Below are 17,472 nucleotides of genomic sequence, written 5' to 3' on the forward strand. Positions count from 1 at the left end.
TCCGTGACACATGCATCCCTGCCGCTTGCCCTGACACAGGGAGATCCAGCCGGTATCGGCCCCGATATCGCCATTGCCGCCTGGGCCAAGCGCCGGGAGAACGGCGTGCCGCCTTTCATCTTCATCGGCGATCCCGATGTGGTGGCAAGCCGTGCCTCGCTGATCGGCATTCCGGTCAATATCGAGACCTGCGATACGGCGGATGCCGTCGGCCTGTTCGACCGTGCTTTTCCCATCCTTCCTCTTCCCGTCGGGTTTGAGGTTCAGGCGGGCCAGCCGCATGTCGGAGCCGCCCATGCGACGATCAAGGCGATCGAGACCGCCGTTGCCCTGACTGTCGAGGGCAAGGCATCCGCCGTCGTCACCAATCCGATTGCGAAGTCCGTGCTTTACGAAGCGGGATTCGGTTTTCCCGGTCATACGGAATTTCTAGCCGATCTCGCTTTGCGCCTGACCGGCAAACAGGTGATGCCTGTCATGATGATTGCCGGACCCAAAGTCCGCGTCGTGCCGGTGACGATCCATATTCCCGTCAAGGACGTGCCTTCGGCGCTGACCGAAGAACTGATCGTTACCACCTGCCGCATCATCGATGCCGATCTCCGGCAGAAATTCGGCATCGAGGCACCGCGTCTGGCCGTTGCCGGTCTCAACCCGCATGCGGGTGAAGACGGCGCGCTCGGCACCGAGGATCGTGATATCGTTCACCCCGCGACCATGCGGTTGCGGAAAGACGGGATCGACGCCTTCGGCCCCCTGCCCGCCGATACGATGTTTCACGATGCCGCCCGCAGGCGCTATGATGTCGCCGTCTGCATGTATCACGATCAGGCACTCATTCCGGCCAAGGCGCTCGGCTTTGATGATTCCGTCAATGTCACCCTCGGCCTGCCCTTCATCCGCACCTCGCCCGACCATGGCACCGCCTTCGGTATTGCCGGCCAAGGCATTGCCAGCGAGACGAGCCTTGTCGCGGCGCTGAAGATGGCGGCGGAGATTTCCTTCCGCAGCAAGGTCAGCGCATAATGGCCGCAATAGACGGACTGCCGCCGCTGCGCGATGTCATCCAGCGCCACGGGCTCGACGCGAAGAAGTCGCTCGGGCAGAACTTCCTGTTCGATCTCAACCTCACCCAGAAGATCGCCAGAACCGCCGGTCCGCTTGAAGGCGTGACGGTGATCGAGGTCGGCCCCGGCCCCGGCGGTCTCACCCGCGCCATTCTTTCGCTGGGTGCCAAAAAGGTCATCGCGATTGAGCGCGACAGCCGCTGCCTGCCGGCGCTGGCGGAAATCGAAGCGCATTATCCCGGATGTCTCGAAGTCATCGAAGGCGATGCGCTGAAGACCGATTTCGAGGCTCTGGTTCCGGCCGGCGAACCCGTGCGGATCATCGCCAACCTGCCTTACAATGTCGGCACGCAATTGCTGGTCAACTGGCTGCTGCCGAAAGAATGGCCGCCTTTCTGGCTTTCCATGACGCTGATGTTCCAGAAGGAAGTCGGCCAACGCATCGTGGCGGAAGAAGGCGACAACCATTACGGCCGCCTCGGCGTCCTCTCCGGCTGGCGCACGGTATCGGAAATGGCCTTCGACGTCCCCCCGCAGGCCTTCAGCCCACCGCCGAAAGTCACCTCGACTGTCGTACACCTGCTGCCAAAAGAAAAACCGCTGCCTTGCGACGTCGCGAAGCTCGAAAAGGTGACCGAGGCCGCCTTCGGCCAACGCCGCAAGATGCTGCGCCAGAGCGTAAAAAGCCTGGGCGGCGAAACCCTGCTGGAAAAGGCGGGCATCGATGCGACACGACGGGCGGAAACGCTCTCGGTGGAGGAATTCGTGACGTTGGCGAATTGTCTTTGAGGTCAGGTTAGGCAGACGGCAACGACGGAGGTTGCTTGCAACTCTGTGCTCTACTATTATGTCCTTATATGGTCATTTTTGGAGATTCCGCATGTCGAGCATGAGCGTCGCCGAAGCAAAAGCCGGTTTTGCCACACTGATCGATGAAGCAGCGAAGGGCGAGTTCGTGACGATCACGCGTCACGGCAAACCGGCAGCGGTGCTCGTTTCCGTTGAGGCGGCCGAAGCCGCAAAAAAGGCGCTGAAGACGCCGCGCCCCAATTTCGGTGATTTCCTGCTGACCTATCCGGGCGGAGTGGATCTGGCGCGCAATCCGTCAACCATGAGGGAAACCGATTTTGAGTAACGGCTTCCTGCTCGATACCAATATCATATCCCGATTTGCCCCCGACAAACCTACACCCTCCGAAGCGGCCCGCACATGGTTCCATGTGCAAGGCGAGGCATATGCACTTTATCTGTCAGCAATGACCATTGCGGAAATCCAAAAGGGAATAGGATATCTTGATCGCAAAGGCGCGGTCGGTCGCGCCAAACGACTGAATGACTGGTTAAACGCGCTGACCGAAAACTTCGGGGATCGAATATTACCAATGGACATCGTGGTTGCCCGTGTAGCGGGCGCGATGGAAGATATGGCAAACAGCAAAGGCCGTCATCCCGGGCTTGGCGACCTGATCATTGCCGCCACCGCTCAAGTCTATAGTCTGACTGTGATAACCGAAAACTTGAAGCATTTTCTTCCGTTGGGAATTCAGGTCGATTTGCCGTCGTCACTCCAGAAGTAGCGCAAAAACAGTGCTCAGCCGAGCTTCGGCTCTTCCGCAAGTAGTTCGCGCACAAAATCGAACATGCCGTGGCGGCGGTCGCGGCGGACGCGTTCGGCCTTGACGATCGCCTCGACGGCCTCGAAGGCCGCCTGCAGGTCGTCGTTGAGGATGACATAATCATAATCGCGCCAGTGTTCGATTTCGGCGCGGGAATTGTGAAGCCGGGTCTTTATCACCTCTTCGGTGTCTTCGGCGCGGCGGTGCAGGCGCGATTGCAGCTCGGTCATGGTCGGCGGCAGGATGAAGATCGACACGACGTCGGCCTTCATCTTGTCCTGAAGCTGCTCGGCGCCCTGCCAGTCGATGTCGAACAGCATGTCGCGTCCGGCCGCCATTGCCACTTCCACCGGTTCGCGCGGCGTGCCGTAGAAATTGCCGTGAACCTCGGCCCATTCCAGAAGCTCATCGCTGTCACGCAGGCGCTCGAACTCGCGCTTGGTAATGAAGTGATAGTGGATGCCTTCTATCTCGCTCTGGCGGCGCGGGCGCGTCGTCACGCTGACGGAAAGGCTGATGTTCTTGTCCTTGTCGAGCAGGTTGCGCGCGATCGTGGATTTACCCGCGCCCGATGGCGACGAAATCACCAGCATCAACCCTCTGCGGGCAATCGTGACGGGAGAATTGTTCACCGGGACCATGGGGTCTACTCCAGATTTTGGACCTGCTCGCGGAACTGGTCGATAACCACTTTCAGTTCTATGCCTGCTGCGGTTACCGCACTGGCGTTCGATTTGGAACAGATTGTATTCGACTCGCGGTTAAATTCCTGTGCAAGAAAATCGAGCTTGCGGCCAACCGGCCCGCCATTGGCCAAAAGCTCTCGCGACGCCTCGACATGGGCGTGCAGCCGGTCGACCTCCTCGCGCAGATCCGCCTTGGTGGCGATCAGCGCCGCCTCGGCGTGCAGACGGTCGCGATCAAGCCCGTGCAGGCCCTCACCGATCAGGGCGATCTGCTGGGCAAGCCTTGCCGCGATCTGTTCCGGCTGTCGGGAAGGATCGTTTTCGATGAGTTTCACGAGTTGCTCGATCCTGTCGATCTGGCCGGAGAGGATGGCAAACAGGGAAGCCCCTTCCCGCTCGCGCATGTCCTTCAGCTTCTCGACGGCGGCGGCAAAGCCGGCAAGCACATCGGCGTTGCGCGCGGCCTGCGCCTCTGCGTCATCTTCCGCCTCGCGAAAATCGACCAGTCCGCGCAGCGACAGCAGCGTATCGAAGCTCAAAGGCTTGTCGTCGACGACGTCGCCCAGTTCCTTCTTGAGAGCGAGAACAGCGGCGAGCGCATCGCGGTTGATCACCGCCTCCAGCCGGTTTTCGGCAATCGACAGCGTCAACCCCGCCTGAACATTGCCGCGGGAAAGATACAGGCCTGCGATTTCCCGCAGACCCGTCTCCAGCGCTTCCAGACCGTTGGGCAGGCGCAGGCGCACATCCAGCCCCTTGCCGTTGACCGAGCGCAATTCCCACGCCCAACGGTAACGGCCGGATGTTCCTTCGCTGCGCGCGAACCCGGTCATCGATTGCAATGTCATATTCAGAAAGCCCCCATCATGCCGTTCAAAAAAACCGGGCCTTGTAATGACAAGGCCCGGTCTGGATTATCAGTTATTGGCCGGTTTTTCCGCCTCGGTGCCACCGGGCTGACCATCCACGGCAACGTCGGGATTGGCGCCGGAAGCCGCCTTTTCCGCCTCGAGCTTGCGCCAGCGGCGCACATTGGCGTTGTGCTCGTCCAGCGTCTTTGCAAACACATGGCCGCCGGTGCCATCGGCAACGAAATAGATGTCGTCGGTGCGCCACGGATTGGCAACCGCCTCGAGCGCCGCCCGGCCCGGATTGGCGATGGGAGACGGCGGCAGACCCTTGATGACATAGGTGTTGAACGGCGTCTGCTTCTGCAGGTCCGACTGGTAGATCGGCCTGTCGGAAGGCTTGCCGTCACCGCCGAACAGACCGTAGATGATCGTCGGGTCCGACTGCAGGCGCATGCCTTTTTTCAGACGGTTGTAGAAGACCGAGGCGACATGGGCGCGTTCGTCATCCTTGCCGGTTTCCTTCTCGACGATCGAGGCAAGCGTCACGAACTCCTCGACCGTCTTGATCGGCAGGTCGGGGTCGCGTCGTTCCCAGATCATGTCGATGAGCTTGTCCTGCGCCGCACTCATCTGGTTGATGATTTCCTCGCGCTTCGTACCGCGGGTAAAGCGATAGGTATCGGGGCGAAGACTGCCTTCCGGCGGCAGGGTCGAGGGCAGTTCACCATCCAGTATCTCGTCTGCGCCGAGGCGCGCGAACATCTGCTTGACGGTCAGACCCTCGGGCAGCGACACGGAATAAAGGATCGATTTGCCCGATTCCAGCAGCATCATGATATCTTTCATGGATGCACCGGCCTTGATTTCGTATTCGCCCGCTTTCAGCGTCTGGTCTTTTTGCAGATAGCTGCCCGTCATCAGGCGGAAGACACGGGCGTTGGAGACAACGTCGTTGCGCTCGAGATTATTGGCAATCTCTATGAGGCCGGCGCCGTTGCGCACCGTGAAATGCGTGTTCGTCTGAAGCGGACCGGGCTCCTGGAACGCATTGATCATGTAATAGAAGGCCGCGATCGCAAGCACGCAGACGGCAACCGCAAGCGTCATCAGAAAATTCAGGAAGATCACCAGCTGGCCATGGGCCTTGCGGGAACGCTTCGGCGGAGCCGGCACCTTTTCCGGACGCAGGGCCTCGGTCGGGGATTTAGGGATGATCGGGCCGCGATTGCCCTCGCCCGCGCCGTATGGTCCCTGGTTGTTCTGATTCGTGTCGCTCACCGTCGTTCCTTTTCAGTTCGGCGTTGTCAGCGCCTTTTGCGCAGGTAATGCGGCAAAAACAGGTTCGGAATATCTTCCTGCACCACATAGAGACATCGTGTCCTCCTTCACGAATCGTCGTTCCCGGCAAAACCGGCCAGAGAAAGCCGCTTGCTGCGGGAAATCCGCCCACAGCAGGAAACTATTCCAAACCCGGTAAACCGTCTCCCGTAAACGACTACAATATCGGCGCGAAAATCGGAATGGCTTTCGCAAACCGCAATGCGTTCTTCAAAAGAAGAGCACTCTCGACACCCGGCAGGAGGGAGCCGCACCGCCTCAGGCGGTTTGCGGCGCCGGGTCTTCGCAATTTATGCTTCGTAACGACGCAGCACGAGGGAGGCGTTGGTGCCGCCGAACCCGAAGGAATTCGACAGGGCGACATTGACCTGCCTCTTGCGCGCCTTGTGCGGCACGAGGTCGATCTTCGTCTCCACATCGGGATTATCGAGGTTCAGCGTCGGCGGAACGATATTGTCGCGGATCGCGAGCGTCGCGAAGATCGCTTCGATCGCACCGGCCGCACCGAGAAGATGGCCGGTGGCCGATTTGGTGGAAGACATCGAAATCTTTGAGGCCGATTCGCCGACAAGCCGTTCAACCGCACCAAGCTCTATCGTATCAGCCATGGTGGAGGTGCCGTGGGCGTTGATGTAGTCGATATCGTCAGCTGTCAGACCGGCGCGCTTCAGTGCCATCTGCATGCAGCGATATGCGCCATCACCATCCTCGGACGGCGCCGTGATGTGATAGGCATCACCGGACAGACCGTAACCGACGACTTCGGCATAAATCTTTGCGCCACGCGCCTTGGCGTGTTCCAGCTCTTCCAGAACCACGATGCCGGCACCTTCGCCCATGACGAAACCGTCACGGTCGCGGTCATAGGGGCGGGATGCCTTCTGCGGATCGTCGTTATGCTGGGTGGAAAGCGCCTTGCAGGCGGCAAAACCGGCAAGCGCGATGCGGCAAACCGGCGATTCGGCACCACCGGCGACCATGACCTCGGCATCACCGAACGCAATCATCCGGGCGGCATCGCCAATGGCATGCGCGCCGGTCGAGCAGGCCGTTACCACGGCATGGTTCGGCCCGCGCAGCTTGTGGCGGATGGAAACGTGGCCGGAAACAAGGTTGATCAGACGGCCGGGAATGAAAAATGGAGAAATACGGCGCGGGCCTTTGTCGCGCAGCGTGTAACCCGCCTCGACAATACCTTCCAGACCGCCGATGCCGGAGCCGATCAGAACGCCTGTCGCGATCTGGTCCTCGTCCGTTTCGGGATGCCAGCCGGCGTCGGCAAGCGCCATGTCGGCAGCAGCCACCCCATACAGGATGAACGGATCGATCTTGCGTTGCTCTTTGACTTCCATCCAGTCATCGGCATTGAAGGTGCCGTTGGAGCCATCGCCGACGGGAATGCGGCAGGCAATCTTTGCGGGCAAGTCTTCGACTTCGAATTCAGTTACGAGACGGGCACCGTTTTGGCCGGCCAGCAGCCGTTCCCAGGTGATTTCCGTTCCGCATCCAAGAGGAGATACCATGCCGGTACCGGTGATAACGACACGCCTCATCGCCAACGCTCCGCCCTTATCCAAATCATCGGTCTTTTTTGCAACGCCGCACGCCATGGAATGGCGGAAACAGGCGCAGCAACATTTTGAATTTTCGCATAATTTTCCGCAGGCCAGAGCCGGTTCGGAAACTTATGCATTCGTCAGGACGCACGTCTTTCGGGCGCGTTCCGCCTCACGATAAAATATTGGCCCGGACAAGCCGGGCCAAGACGGGAGGATATTACACCTCCCCGATGCAGGTCGATCAGGCCTGGGCCTTCTCGATGAACTTGACGGCGTCGCCAACAGTCAGGATCGAGTCAGCTGCGTCGTCAGGGATCTCGACGCCGAATTCTTCTTCGAAAGCCATGACCAGTTCAACGGTGTCGAGCGAATCAGCGCCCAGATCGTCAATGAAGCTTGCGCCTTCAACAACTTTGTCGGCGTCGACGCCCAGATGATCAATTACAATTTTCTTTACGCGTTCTGCGATATCGCTCATGTCGGTTTCCTCGACCTTTATTTTGAAGGGAATGCCTCGCGGCACCCTGCCCTGTTAGAAGCCCTCATGCGCCGTTCAAATCCGGCACTGCTGGCAAACCCGTTCAACCCGGTCCAAGCTAGACATCGTCGCGCAAAATCGCAACGGCTTCCTGTCTCTCCGGGACGACTGTTCACAGTCTTGGCCCGATTAACACGGTTTCAATCGGTCGAAAAGCCTGAAAACGCGCTAAGCACAACGTATGACAGGCAATTTCGCCGGAAACCGGCGTGGAGGGTCTTGCGGCGCCCAGCTACCCAAGAAGGTGCTGAAATAGCGCCGCAATCGTTTCAAGACACCTTTTACCCGGCGTCAGATCATCGCCATGCCGCCATTGACGTGCAAGGTCTGGCCGGTCATGTAGGCAGCTTCATTGGAAGCCAGATAAAGAACGGCCGAAGCGACTTCAGCGCCTGTTCCCATGCGCTTCATGGGGATGGCACCCATGATGGCGTCTTTCTGCTTGTCGTTCAGCTTGCCGGTCATGGCGCTTTCGATGAAGCCGGGCGCCACGCAGTTGACGGTGACGTTGCGCGTGGCGATTTCCTGCGCCAGCGACTTCGAAAAACCGATCATGCCGGCCTTGGAGGCGCAATAGTTGGCCTGACCGGGGTTGCCGGTGACGCCGACGATGGAGGTGATGTTGATGATGCGGCCGAAACGGCGGCGCATCATCGGATGCGTCAGCTCACGCGTCAGGCGGAACATCGCGGTCAGGTTCACTTCGATGACGTTGTCCCAGTCCTCGTCGCTCATGCGCACGAACAGGCCGTCCTTGGTGATGCCGGCATTGTTGACGAGAATATCGACGCCTTCCAGCTCGGCTTCGGCCTTTTCGCCGAGCGCCTTGACTTCGGCGCGGTCGGCAAGGTTGGCCGGGAAAATCTTGACGCGATCGCCAAGTTCCGCCGCCAGCGCCTCGAGCTTTTCAACGCGCGTGCCGTGCAGGCCGACGGTTGCGCCCTGTTTGTGCAGAAGGCGGGCGATTTCTTCGCCGATGCCGCCGGTCGCGCCGGTTACGAGAGCCTTGCGGCCTGTCAGATCTAACATGGTCCGTTCCTTCTTTAGAGCAATTCCGCAAAAGCCTTTTAACGGAATTGCATCGGGAATTATCGTAAAACAAAAGGCCGTTACGGGGCGAGGCCCGTCTCAGCCGATAAGAGTGGCCAGAAGCTGGTCGATATCGGCAGCGCCGTTGACGGCAACGCCATTCACCGTCTTGTCGATGCGGCGGGCAAGGCCCGTCAGCACCTTGCCGGAGCCGATCTCATAAAGCTGCGTCACATTGTTGGCGGCAAACCATTCCACCGTCTCGCGCCAGCGCACCTGACCCGTCACCTGCTCGACCAGCAGGGCGGCGATCTCATTGGCGTCGGAAACGGGAGCGGCGCGCACATTGGCGATAACAGGTACGACCGGGTTGTGCTTTTCGACAGCCGCCAGCGCCTCGCGCATGGCTTCTGCGGCAGGCGCCATCAGCGCGGAGTGGAAGGGCGCGGAAACCGGCAGCATAATGGCGCGCTTGGCGCCCTTTTCGGAAGCGAGCGCCGCGGCCTTCTCGACAGCCGCCTTGCCGCCGGAGATAACCAGCTGGCCGCCGCCATTGTCGTTGGCGATCTGGCAGACGCCGAGAATGGCGGCCTCTTCACAGATTGCGGAAACCACATCATGCTCCAGCCCGATGATCGCTGCCATCGCGCCCTCGCCCACCGGCACGGCGGCCTGCATGGCATTGCCGCGGATACGGAGAAGCCGTGCGGTATCGCCGATGGAGAAGGTACCGGCGGCACAGAGCGCCGAATATTCGCCGAGCGAATGGCCCGCGACATAGGAGACGGCGTCGGAGAGCTTGAGACCGCGCGCTTCCAGAACCCGCATGACCGCCATGGACACCGCCATGAGGGCCGGCTGGGCGTTGGCCGTCAGCGTCAGCGTTTCTTCCGGGCCGTTCCACATGATATCGGAAAGCTTCTGGCCGAGCGCCTCATCGACTTCCTCGAATACGGCGCGCGCCTCAACGTAGGTGTCGGCGAGTTCCTTGCCCATGCCGACGGCCTGGCTTCCCTGACCGGGAAATGTGAATGCAATACCCATGGGATGTGGTCCTTCTTGTCTGGCCTTGCCTTTATTCTTTGGACTTCCATTCACATTCCGGCCTTAGGAGTCAAGGCTTGAAGCCCTCCGGCACCCCATCCACGGGTTTTGCCGATCTATTTTCCCCTTTCTTTTCATCATATTTTTTCTTGCACTGCGGCAATTCCCCATTACTTTCATGCCACCTTTCAAAACATCTCCCCAAGCACCGGAACATTTCCATGAAACAGAGACTATTGGGCCGCACGGGTATTTCCGTGTCCGAAATTTGCCTTGGCACAATGACGTGGGGCACGCAGAACACCGAAGCCGAAGCGCATGCGCAGATGGATTACGCGCTGGAGAACGGCGTCAATTTCTTCGACACGGCCGAGCTTTACCCCACCACCCCCGTTTCCGCTGAAACGCAGGGGCGGACGGAAGACTATATCGGCACATGGTTCGAAAAGACCGGCAAGCGTGATCAGGTCGTGCTCGCCACCAAGGTCGCCGGCGCCGGTCGCGACTATATTCGCGGTGGCCGCGATATCGATGCGAGCGCCATCCGCGAGGCGGTGGATACCAGCCTCAAGCGGCTGAAGACTGATTATATCGACCTCTACCAGATCCACTGGCCGAACCGCGGCACCTATCATTTCCGCGGCGCCTGGAGCTTCAATGCCTTCGGTCAGGAGAAAGAGCGCACGCTGGCTGAAATCACCGAGAAGCTCGACACGCTCGGCGAACTGGTGAAAGCCGGCAAGATCCGCGCCATCGGTCTTTCCAATGAAAGCGCCTGGGGCACCCAGAAGTATATCGATATTGCCGAGGCCCGTGGCCTGCCGCGCGTCGCCACCATCCAGAACGAATATAGCCTGCTTTACCGCACCTTCGATCTCGACATGGCGGAAGTCGCCCATCACGAGGATGTCGGCCTGCTCGCCTATTCGCCGCTGGCGGCCGGGATTCTCACCGGCAAGTACCAGAACGTCGCCCGCCCGGCGGGATCGCGCGCCACCATCAACGCGGATCTCGGCGGCCGCCTGCAGCCGCTTCAGGAAGCGCCGGTCAGGGCCTATCTGGAGCTTGCCGCGCAACATGGCCTCGATCCGGCAAAGCTTGCCATCGCGTTCTGCCTGACGCGCCCCTTCATGGCCTCCGTCATCATCGGCGCAACGACGATGGAACAGCTGAAGGTGGATATCGCAGCAGCCGATGTGGTGCTGCCGGAAGAGGTGCTGAAGGGCATCGCGGCGATCCACCGGCAATATCCGATGCCGATCTGACGACATCACGGCGCGCTTTTTCGCCCTCGGTCCTTGCATTCCGGGCAAAAATGGGTATAAGCGCGCTGTTCACAACACCCGGTCCAATTGGCTGGTGGCTGAACGGAGGGCTGGTTCCGGTAACGGAACAGCAGGAACCATAAGGTTTTTCCGGCCTCCCGTGTCTCCGCTCTCGACCGTCTCGAACAACGCTTTTCTTGCTTTAAGGCTTTACCGCCTACCCAAGAGCAGTCGTTGAGGCTTAGCGCCGTTGCCGGGTGAAGGACGAAACGCAAGAAAGGCAAAGCTTAAATGGCTCTTTACGAACACATCTTCCTTGCCCGGCAGGATATTTCTGCCCAGCAGGTCGACGCACTTGTCGAGCAGTACAAGGGCGTTATCGAATCGTTCGGCGGTAAAGTCGGACGCGTCGAGAACTGGGGTCTGAAGTCCCTCACCTACCGCATCAAGAAGAACCGCAAGGCTCACTACGCTCTCATGGACATCGACGCTCCGGCGCCTGCCATCCATGAAATCGAGCGCCAGATGCGCATCAACGAAGACGTTCTTCGCTACATGACCATCGCCGTCGAAGCCCACGAAGAAGGCCCGTCCGCGATGATGCAGAAGCGCGACCGTGACGACCGTCCGCGCCGCGATGGCGACCGTCCGGACCGTGGCCCGCGTGAAGATCGTGGTCCCCGCGCACCGCGCGAAGGTGGCTTCGGCGACCGCGAAGACCGTCCGCGCCGTCCGCGCGAAGACCGTGCATAAGGAGAATTGACCAATGGCTGATACATCCTCTTCCCAGGCACGCCGCCCATTCCACCGCCGTCGCAAGACGTGCCCCTTCTCCGGCGCAAACGCTCCGAAGATCGACTACAAGGACGTACGTCTTCTGCAGCGCTACATTTCCGAGCGCGGCAAGATCGTTCCTTCCCGCATCACGGCCGTTTCCCAGAAGAAGCAGCGCGAACTCGCCCAGGCGATCAAGCGCGCCCGTTTCCTCGGCCTGCTGCCTTACGTCGTAGCGTAATGATTTGAAGCGAGGCTGCGTTTTGGCGCGGCCTCGTTTTTCCTCTCGAAGCTACTGCCTTCTACGCAGTAGGTTGAGGGTTTCTAGATCCTTCCGCGTTGGGCGCGGATCGATACCATAAATCCCATGTTGGGGACGACGATCCTGATTGGACCGGTCCTCTAACTGCTCAAGTTTCCAGCAGGACAGCGAAGTGCAAAAGTTGAACCAGACAGTGCTGATCACCGGCGTTCTCGCCGGCATATGCGCCGCGTTTCTAACGCTTGGCGCAACGGCACAGTCGTCCTTTTCTTTCCTGCTTTACGCCGGTTCGGCCATGCCCATCTTCATCGCCGGCATGGGCTGGGGCAATCGCGCTGCCGTGGTTGCGATCATCACCACGGCTATCATCGGCGCGCTCGTCATATCGCCGCTTTTCTCGCTGACCATCGCGATCTTCACGCTGATCCCGGCGGGCTGGCTTTCGCATCTTGCCAATCTGGCGCGCCCGGCCTCCGAACTCGGTGGCCCGGATGATCTGCTTGCCTGGTATCCGCTGTCTGGCATCGTCCTGCATCTCTGCCTTCTGGTTTCGGTCGCGGTCGTCATTCTTGGCTGGATGATCGGATATGGTCCCGATCTCGTCGCCCGCATGGTCGACCTGATGATGACATCAGTGCAGAGCCGCGAACCGCTGTTCGAACCCAATGTCGAGGCGCTTGCGCAGACGAAATCGCTGCTGGTTCTGATGCTGCCGATCGTTCAGGGCGGCCTGTGGGTCATCCTGTTGTTTGCGGCCTATTATTTCGCGGCCCGGCTGGTCGGCTCCTTCGGTAAGGGCCTTCGCCCGCGCGAGGACATCCCTTCCGCGCTGCGCATGCACCGCAACGCCATCTTCGTTTTTCTCTGCGGCATCGTCGCCATGTTCTTCGGGGGCGCTGCCGCCATGATCGGCGCGGTCGTCTGCGGCACATTCGGTGCAGGCTTCCTGATGGCGGGTTACGCCTCGCTGCACAAACGCGCGCGCGGAAAGGACTGGCGTCTGCCGGTTCTCATCCTCGCCTATCTCTCGGCGGTCTTTGTCTTTCCGCTGCTTCTCATTCTTGTGTTGGGATTGAGCGACGTGCGCAGCACGATCTCCCTCACCCCGACGCGGAAAACTGACAACACGAACGAAAACAACAACTAGAAAGGATCAAGAAGATGGACGTTATTCTTCTCGAACGCATCAACAAGCTCGGCCAGATGGGCGAAACCGTAAAGGTTCGCGACGGTTACGCACGTAACTTCCTGCTGCCGCAGGGCAAGGCGCTGCGCGCCAACGCCGCCAACAAGACCCGCTTCGAAACCGAGCGCGCAACGCTTGAAGCCCGTAACCTCGAGCGCAAGTCGGAAGCCCAGAAGGTTGCCGAAGCACTTGAAGGCAAGTCCTTCATCGTCGTCCGTTCGGCTGGCGAAACCGGCCAGCTGTACGGCTCTGTCGCCGCTCGCGACGTTGTCGATATCCTGGCTGCCGAAGGCTTCAACATCGGCCGCAACCAGGTCGAACTGAACACGCCGATCAAGACCATCGGCCTGCACGACGTTACGCTGCACCTGCATGCTGAAGTCGAGCTTCAGGTTGAGCTGAACGTTGCCCGTTCGGCTGAAGAAGCTGAGCGTCAGTCCAAGGGCGAAAGCCTCACCTCCGCCGACGCCATCTACGGCGTTGACGAAGACGCGCTGCGTCCGGAAGACTTCTTCGATCCGGAAGCTGACGGCAACGGCGACGACGAATAAGATTTGGCCTTGTGGTCATAAGGAAAACCCCGGATGGCGACATCCGGGGTTTTTCGTTTTTTGGGGTTGGAGTGTGTGGAGGGATACCCCCTCTGTCCTGCCGGACATCTCCCCCTCAAGGGGGGAGATCGGCAAGAAGCTTTCCCATCACTTCATTCTCAAAATGTCGAGATGGCCGAGACCTCGCCTCGGGTCGATCTCCCCCCTTGAGGGGGAGATGTCCGGCAGGACAGAGGGGGGTGCCTCTCGGCATACTCAATAGCCAGACTACTTCGCCGCCGTCTCCGCTTCCACCGGCTCATTGCTCTTGTCCACATGCACGACCACCGACATGCCCGGCGACAGATCGGCCACCAGCGGCTGATCGGCGTCGATTGCAATGCGCACGCCGAGGCGCTGGGCGATCTTCACGAAATTGCCGGTCGCATTGTCGGGTTTGATAACAGCGAATTCAGATCCAGTGGCGGGTGAGAACCGCTCGACGCGGCCGTTAAGCTTGCGGCGATGCAGGGCATCCACCGAGATCGTTACCGGCTGGCCGACCTGCATGCCCGCAAGCTGGGTTTCCTTGAAATTGGCGATGACCCAGACATCGTGTGGCACAACGGCCATCAATTGCGTACCAGCCGTAACATATTGACCGGTCCGCACACCGACTTCACCGAGCCTGCCGTCCACCGGCGCATGAATTTCGGTATTGTTGAGGTCGATTTTTGCGAGTTCGACAGCAGCCTCGGCGTTGGCGACAGCGGCCTGCAGGGAACTGCGATTGACAATGATCGTCTGCAAATCCTGCCGTGACACTTCGAGCGCCGCTTTCGCCTGCGAGAGCGATGCCCGTGCCTTTTCAAGCGCGGCATGCGCCTCTTCCTGCAGGCTGGAGGTTCCGACGCCGCTCTTGATGAGATTGTCCTGACGATCGGATGCAAGTTGCGCCTGCTTCAGCGATGCTTCAGCGCTGTCGACCGCCGCCTCGCTGGAAAGGATGTTGGCGTTGGCCGCGTTTTCCTGCTGGCGGGAATTGTCCAGCGCCGCCTTTTGCGTATCGAGAGCGGCTCCCGCCTGCGCCTGTTTCTGGCGGTAAATGCGGTCGTCGATCTTTGCAAGCAACGTGCCCTGTTTGACCTCCTGATAGTCCTTCACCGGCACATCCACGACGTAACCGCTCACCTGCGGGCTCATCGTCGTGACGTAACCTCGCACGAAGGCGTTGTCGGTCATTTCGACGGAGGAGAGGAACGGCGGCAGGCGCCACGCGTAAAGCACGAGCGCGACACCGGCGAGGCCACCGAGCAGCACGAGAATGGAAACGGGGGTAAAAATCTTCTTCAGCATTTTATCACTCTTGGAGGTTCAAGACTGTGGCGCCGGCGCGGCATCGACATTGTCCCGGAAAAAGCGGGGACGGATGCGCAGCCATGCAAGGTGGAGCAAAAGCGCCATGAGCGCCAGCGCCGCAACGGTGGAAATCAAAAGGAAGGTATCATTATAGGCAAGCACATAGGCCTCTCGGGTGACCTGCTGGCCAAGGAGGGAAAGTCCTTCGGCCTTCAGCAACGCCGGATCGGTGATGACATGGCTATAGGCGCCGGAAAGCTGCGACACGCGCTGGGCGACGACGGGGTTGGTGAGCAGGATATTTTCCACCAGAATATTGGAATGGAATTTTTCGCGCAGCGTCACGAAACTGCCGAGCAGCCCGGTCATCAGCATCGATCCGGTGATCTGGGTAAACAGGAAGATGGTGATGAAATTCACCAGATAGGGCGCCCCCCGCGCAAGTGCGGCGGCAAAGCCCTTAGCCATCACAGGTGGCAGGAACATGGCGGCACCGAAGGCGATCATCATCTGGCTGAGATACATCTCACCCGGCCGCGTCAGATTGTTGGACTGGCTGTCCATGAAAGCGCCGGCCGCGATAAGGGCAAGCGCAATCACATGGGCCGTATCGACATATTTCGTCAGCATCAGCCACGCGCAGGCCGCGCCGCCGAGAACCGTCGCCAGAAGCACCAGAGCATAAAGCGAGATCGTCTGGTCGTTCAAAAGACCAAGCTGCTGGTAAAAGCTGACCGCCGTCGAGGATTGCTCGGAGGAAACTGCGCGGTAGATAAGCAGGACCGCGATGACGTGCAGGTTGGTTTTCGAGAAAATCCAGCGCAGGTCGAGCAGCGGGTTCTTGCGCGGCAACTCTATGAAGACCATCAGCGTGAGGAGCGTGATCGACGTGGCCAGGAGTACGCCAAGCCACCATGTTTCAAACCACCAGTAGAACCGGCCAAGCGTCAGCATGACCGCCAGGCAGCCAAGACCGCCCGCAAACAGGAGATAGCTCAGAATATCCGTACGCTCGATGACTTTCGCGCGTGGCGGCGGCGTGACTTTCAACATGTAGATCAAAGCGAGCGAGATCAGCGCGAAGCCCATTTCCATGGTGTAGAGGGCATTCCAGCCGCCAATTTCCAGCAGGGAGGGCGAAACGATGCGCGCCAGCGGCGCTGACAGCAAGGTGCCGGTGAGCGCGATGCTGAAGCCCAGCGAGAATTTTCGCGCCGGTGGAAAGGCCTCCAGAATGTAGAGAAAACCGAGCGAGGAAAGAGGTGCCGCCGCCATGCCGCTGAGGAAGCGGATAACGATCGCCGAATGCAGATCTGTCACGAACAGGTTGAGGCAGGAGGCGATCACGAAAACGATAATCGAAAGTTCTGCAAAGGGCCGTAATCCATATTGCGTGCGCACCTTGAACAGCGCGATGGAAAACGTGGCGTAGGGCGCCATATAGGCGGCGGAAAGCCAGGCAACCTCGGCCACCGTAGCGGAAAACTCGCCCTGCAACTGGTAGAGATTGGCCATGACGAGGTTCATGCCCAACCCTTGCGTGATGAAGAACGCGAGGCCCGCGAAGATGAAACACAGCCGCAACCACACTGGCCGCTCCACCGGTTGCGGTGCGGCGGGAGTGGCGGGTTCCGGCGCGGTTCCGTCGGGGTTTGCGCTGCTCGTCACCTGAGGAGCAGCGGCGTCTTCTTTCTGTACGTCGGCGGGCTTGACCGTCGCTTCGGCATTTTCGGAAGCGGCCTCATCCGCCGTTTGCGGCACCACGGTACTCACGATTGTACCCTCCCGCTCGCCAGATTTTGCAGATTGGCCGAAAGCCGCCGCATGACATCCAGCGCCATCGCCAGATCCTGCGAGGAAATATCGGCGGCGATTTCCGAACGGAGATTTTTTGCCACCGCCTGCACCGTCTCGGAGGTTTTCTCTCCCTCCGCCGTCATGTGGATGCGTTTGGCACGACGGTCGGTCTCATCGGAACGGCGCTCGATGAGGTTCTGTTTCTCCATGCCGTCAAGCACGCGCACCAGCGTGGGCGTTTCGATTTCCATTTCCTCGGCAAGTTCCGTCTGGGTCAGCGGCCCGCGCCGCGACAGGGCGAAAAGCGCACGCGCACGCGCCAGCGTCAGACCGCTTTCCCCTACCCGCGCGTCAAAAAATGCGCGCAGCTTGCGAGTGAAAGCGGAAACCTCGTCCAGAAGCTGTTCCTTGTCGGTTTCGCGGGACATGTCAGCTAGCCTTATAATTAGCACACTACTTATTTACTGCCTATTTATTTGGAAGACTGACGATTTTCAAGTTTCTTTCACGCCGGGTCTGCCATGCGCTAAACTCATGGCAGCGAATCACGTTGCCATGAAATTCCGGAGCC

The 17,472-nt window shown here is 59.8% G+C and carries 19 protein-coding genes; 9 read left to right on the forward strand and 10 right to left on the reverse strand.

Features of this window, described 5'->3' with window-relative positions; all coding sequences use genetic code 11:
- Nucleotides 1-3: 3 nt before the first annotated feature.
- The 4 genes from pdxA (at nt 4) to RBH10_RS17375 (ending at nt 2,644) form a co-directional block, all read left to right on the forward strand.
- A complete protein-coding gene (gene pdxA, locus RBH10_RS17360) occupies nt 4-1,026 on the forward strand; it encodes a 4-hydroxythreonine-4-phosphate dehydrogenase PdxA (RefSeq protein ID WP_281036362.1) in 1,023 nt (340 codons plus the stop codon).
- Complete coding sequence (rsmA, locus tag RBH10_RS17365) at nt 1,026-1,856, forward strand: 16S rRNA (adenine(1518)-N(6)/adenine(1519)-N(6))-dimethyltransferase RsmA (RefSeq protein WP_281036361.1); 831 nt, start codon at nt 1,026-1,028, stop codon at nt 1,854-1,856. The genes pdxA and rsmA overlap by 1 nt, the downstream gene beginning before the upstream one ends.
- A gap of 91 nt (nt 1,857-1,947) precedes the next feature.
- Entirely contained in the window at nt 1,948-2,202 is a 255-nt protein-coding gene (locus RBH10_RS17370; protein ID WP_281036360.1) for a type II toxin-antitoxin system Phd/YefM family antitoxin, read from the forward strand.
- Nucleotides 2,195-2,644, forward strand: a complete 450-nt coding sequence (locus RBH10_RS17375) for a type II toxin-antitoxin system VapC family toxin (RefSeq protein ID WP_281036359.1) — start codon at nt 2,195-2,197, stop codon at nt 2,642-2,644. The genes RBH10_RS17370 and RBH10_RS17375 overlap by 8 nt, the downstream gene beginning before the upstream one ends.
- 14 nt (nt 2,645-2,658) lie before the next feature.
- Here RBH10_RS17375 and gmk read toward each other — a convergent pair whose 3' ends face one another.
- The 7 genes from gmk to fabD all read right to left on the reverse strand — a co-directional run bounded on the left by gmk (nt 2,659) and on the right by fabD (nt 9,728).
- Nucleotides 2,659-3,324 (reverse strand): guanylate kinase, encoded by a 666-nt coding sequence (gmk, locus tag RBH10_RS17380; RefSeq protein WP_281036358.1) that lies wholly within the window; start codon nt 3,322-3,324, stop codon nt 2,659-2,661.
- Between the two features lie 5 nt (nt 3,325-3,329).
- Nucleotides 3,330-4,217: a YicC/YloC family endoribonuclease gene (locus tag RBH10_RS17385; protein WP_281036357.1), complete on the reverse strand. Its 888-nt coding sequence runs from the start codon at nt 4,215-4,217 to the stop codon at nt 3,330-3,332.
- Between the two features lie 69 nt (nt 4,218-4,286).
- Complete coding sequence (mltG, locus tag RBH10_RS17390; protein ID WP_281036356.1) at nt 4,287-5,498, reverse strand: endolytic transglycosylase MltG; 1,212 nt, start codon at nt 5,496-5,498, stop codon at nt 4,287-4,289.
- A gap of 350 nt (nt 5,499-5,848) precedes the next feature.
- On the reverse strand, nt 5,849-7,111 hold the full coding sequence (gene fabF, locus RBH10_RS17395) for a beta-ketoacyl-ACP synthase II (protein ID WP_045016405.1): 1,263 nt from the start codon (nt 7,109-7,111) through the stop codon (nt 5,849-5,851).
- Between the two features lie 247 nt (nt 7,112-7,358).
- Entirely contained in the window at nt 7,359-7,595 is a 237-nt protein-coding gene (locus RBH10_RS17400) for an acyl carrier protein (RefSeq protein WP_003502080.1), read from the reverse strand.
- 351 nt (nt 7,596-7,946) lie between these two features.
- The gene (gene fabG / locus RBH10_RS17405; RefSeq protein ID WP_006314577.1) at nt 7,947-8,684 is read right to left on the reverse strand and encodes a 3-oxoacyl-[acyl-carrier-protein] reductase; all 738 of its coding nucleotides are present in this window, start codon (nt 8,682-8,684) and stop codon (nt 7,947-7,949) included.
- Between the two features lie 99 nt (nt 8,685-8,783).
- A complete protein-coding gene (fabD, locus tag RBH10_RS17410; RefSeq protein ID WP_045015826.1) occupies nt 8,784-9,728 on the reverse strand; it encodes an ACP S-malonyltransferase in 945 nt (314 codons plus the stop codon).
- Nucleotides 9,729-9,949: 221 nt separating this feature from the next.
- Here fabD and RBH10_RS17415 point away from each other — a divergent pair, with 221 nt between their 5' ends.
- The 5 genes from RBH10_RS17415 to rplI all read left to right on the forward strand — a co-directional run bounded on the left by RBH10_RS17415 (nt 9,950) and on the right by rplI (nt 13,766).
- Nucleotides 9,950-10,993, forward strand: a complete 1,044-nt coding sequence (locus tag RBH10_RS17415; RefSeq protein ID WP_281036355.1) for an aldo/keto reductase — start codon at nt 9,950-9,952, stop codon at nt 10,991-10,993.
- Nucleotides 10,994-11,284: 291 nt separating this feature from the next.
- A complete protein-coding gene (rpsF, locus tag RBH10_RS17420; protein WP_003512373.1) occupies nt 11,285-11,746 on the forward strand; it encodes a 30S ribosomal protein S6 in 462 nt (153 codons plus the stop codon).
- A gap of 13 nt (nt 11,747-11,759) precedes the next feature.
- Nucleotides 11,760-12,008 (forward strand): 30S ribosomal protein S18, encoded by a 249-nt coding sequence (rpsR, locus tag RBH10_RS17425; protein ID WP_003496832.1) that lies wholly within the window; start codon nt 11,760-11,762, stop codon nt 12,006-12,008.
- A gap of 193 nt (nt 12,009-12,201) precedes the next feature.
- Nucleotides 12,202-13,176 carry a hypothetical protein gene (locus RBH10_RS17430; RefSeq protein ID WP_045015824.1) on the forward strand — a complete coding sequence of 325 codons (975 nt, stop codon included), beginning with the start codon at nt 12,202-12,204 and terminating at the stop codon, nt 13,174-13,176.
- 14 nt (nt 13,177-13,190) lie between these two features.
- Complete coding sequence (gene rplI, locus RBH10_RS17435) at nt 13,191-13,766, forward strand: 50S ribosomal protein L9 (protein ID WP_045015823.1); 576 nt, start codon at nt 13,191-13,193, stop codon at nt 13,764-13,766.
- Nucleotides 13,767-14,033: 267 nt separating this feature from the next.
- On the opposite strand, the gene RBH10_RS17440 is transcribed toward rplI, so the two are convergent.
- The 3 genes from RBH10_RS17440 to RBH10_RS17450 are packed head-to-tail and all read right to left on the reverse strand — an operon-like array spanning nt 14,034 to nt 17,329.
- Nucleotides 14,034-15,101 (reverse strand): HlyD family secretion protein, encoded by a 1,068-nt coding sequence (locus RBH10_RS17440; RefSeq protein WP_281036354.1) that lies wholly within the window; start codon nt 15,099-15,101, stop codon nt 14,034-14,036.
- Between the two features lie 18 nt (nt 15,102-15,119).
- Entirely contained in the window at nt 15,120-16,877 is a 1,758-nt protein-coding gene (locus RBH10_RS17445; RefSeq protein ID WP_281036353.1) for an MFS transporter, read from the reverse strand.
- Nucleotides 16,874-17,329: a MarR family winged helix-turn-helix transcriptional regulator gene (locus RBH10_RS17450; protein ID WP_281036352.1), complete on the reverse strand. Its 456-nt coding sequence runs from the start codon at nt 17,327-17,329 to the stop codon at nt 16,874-16,876. Before RBH10_RS17450 ends, RBH10_RS17445 begins: the two co-directional genes overlap by 4 nt.
- Between the last annotated feature and the right edge of the window lie 143 nt (nt 17,330-17,472).

Source organism: Rhizobium sp. AN73 (assembly GCF_030757975.1).
Taxonomy (GTDB): domain Bacteria; phylum Pseudomonadota; class Alphaproteobacteria; order Rhizobiales; family Rhizobiaceae; genus Agrobacterium; species Agrobacterium arsenijevicii.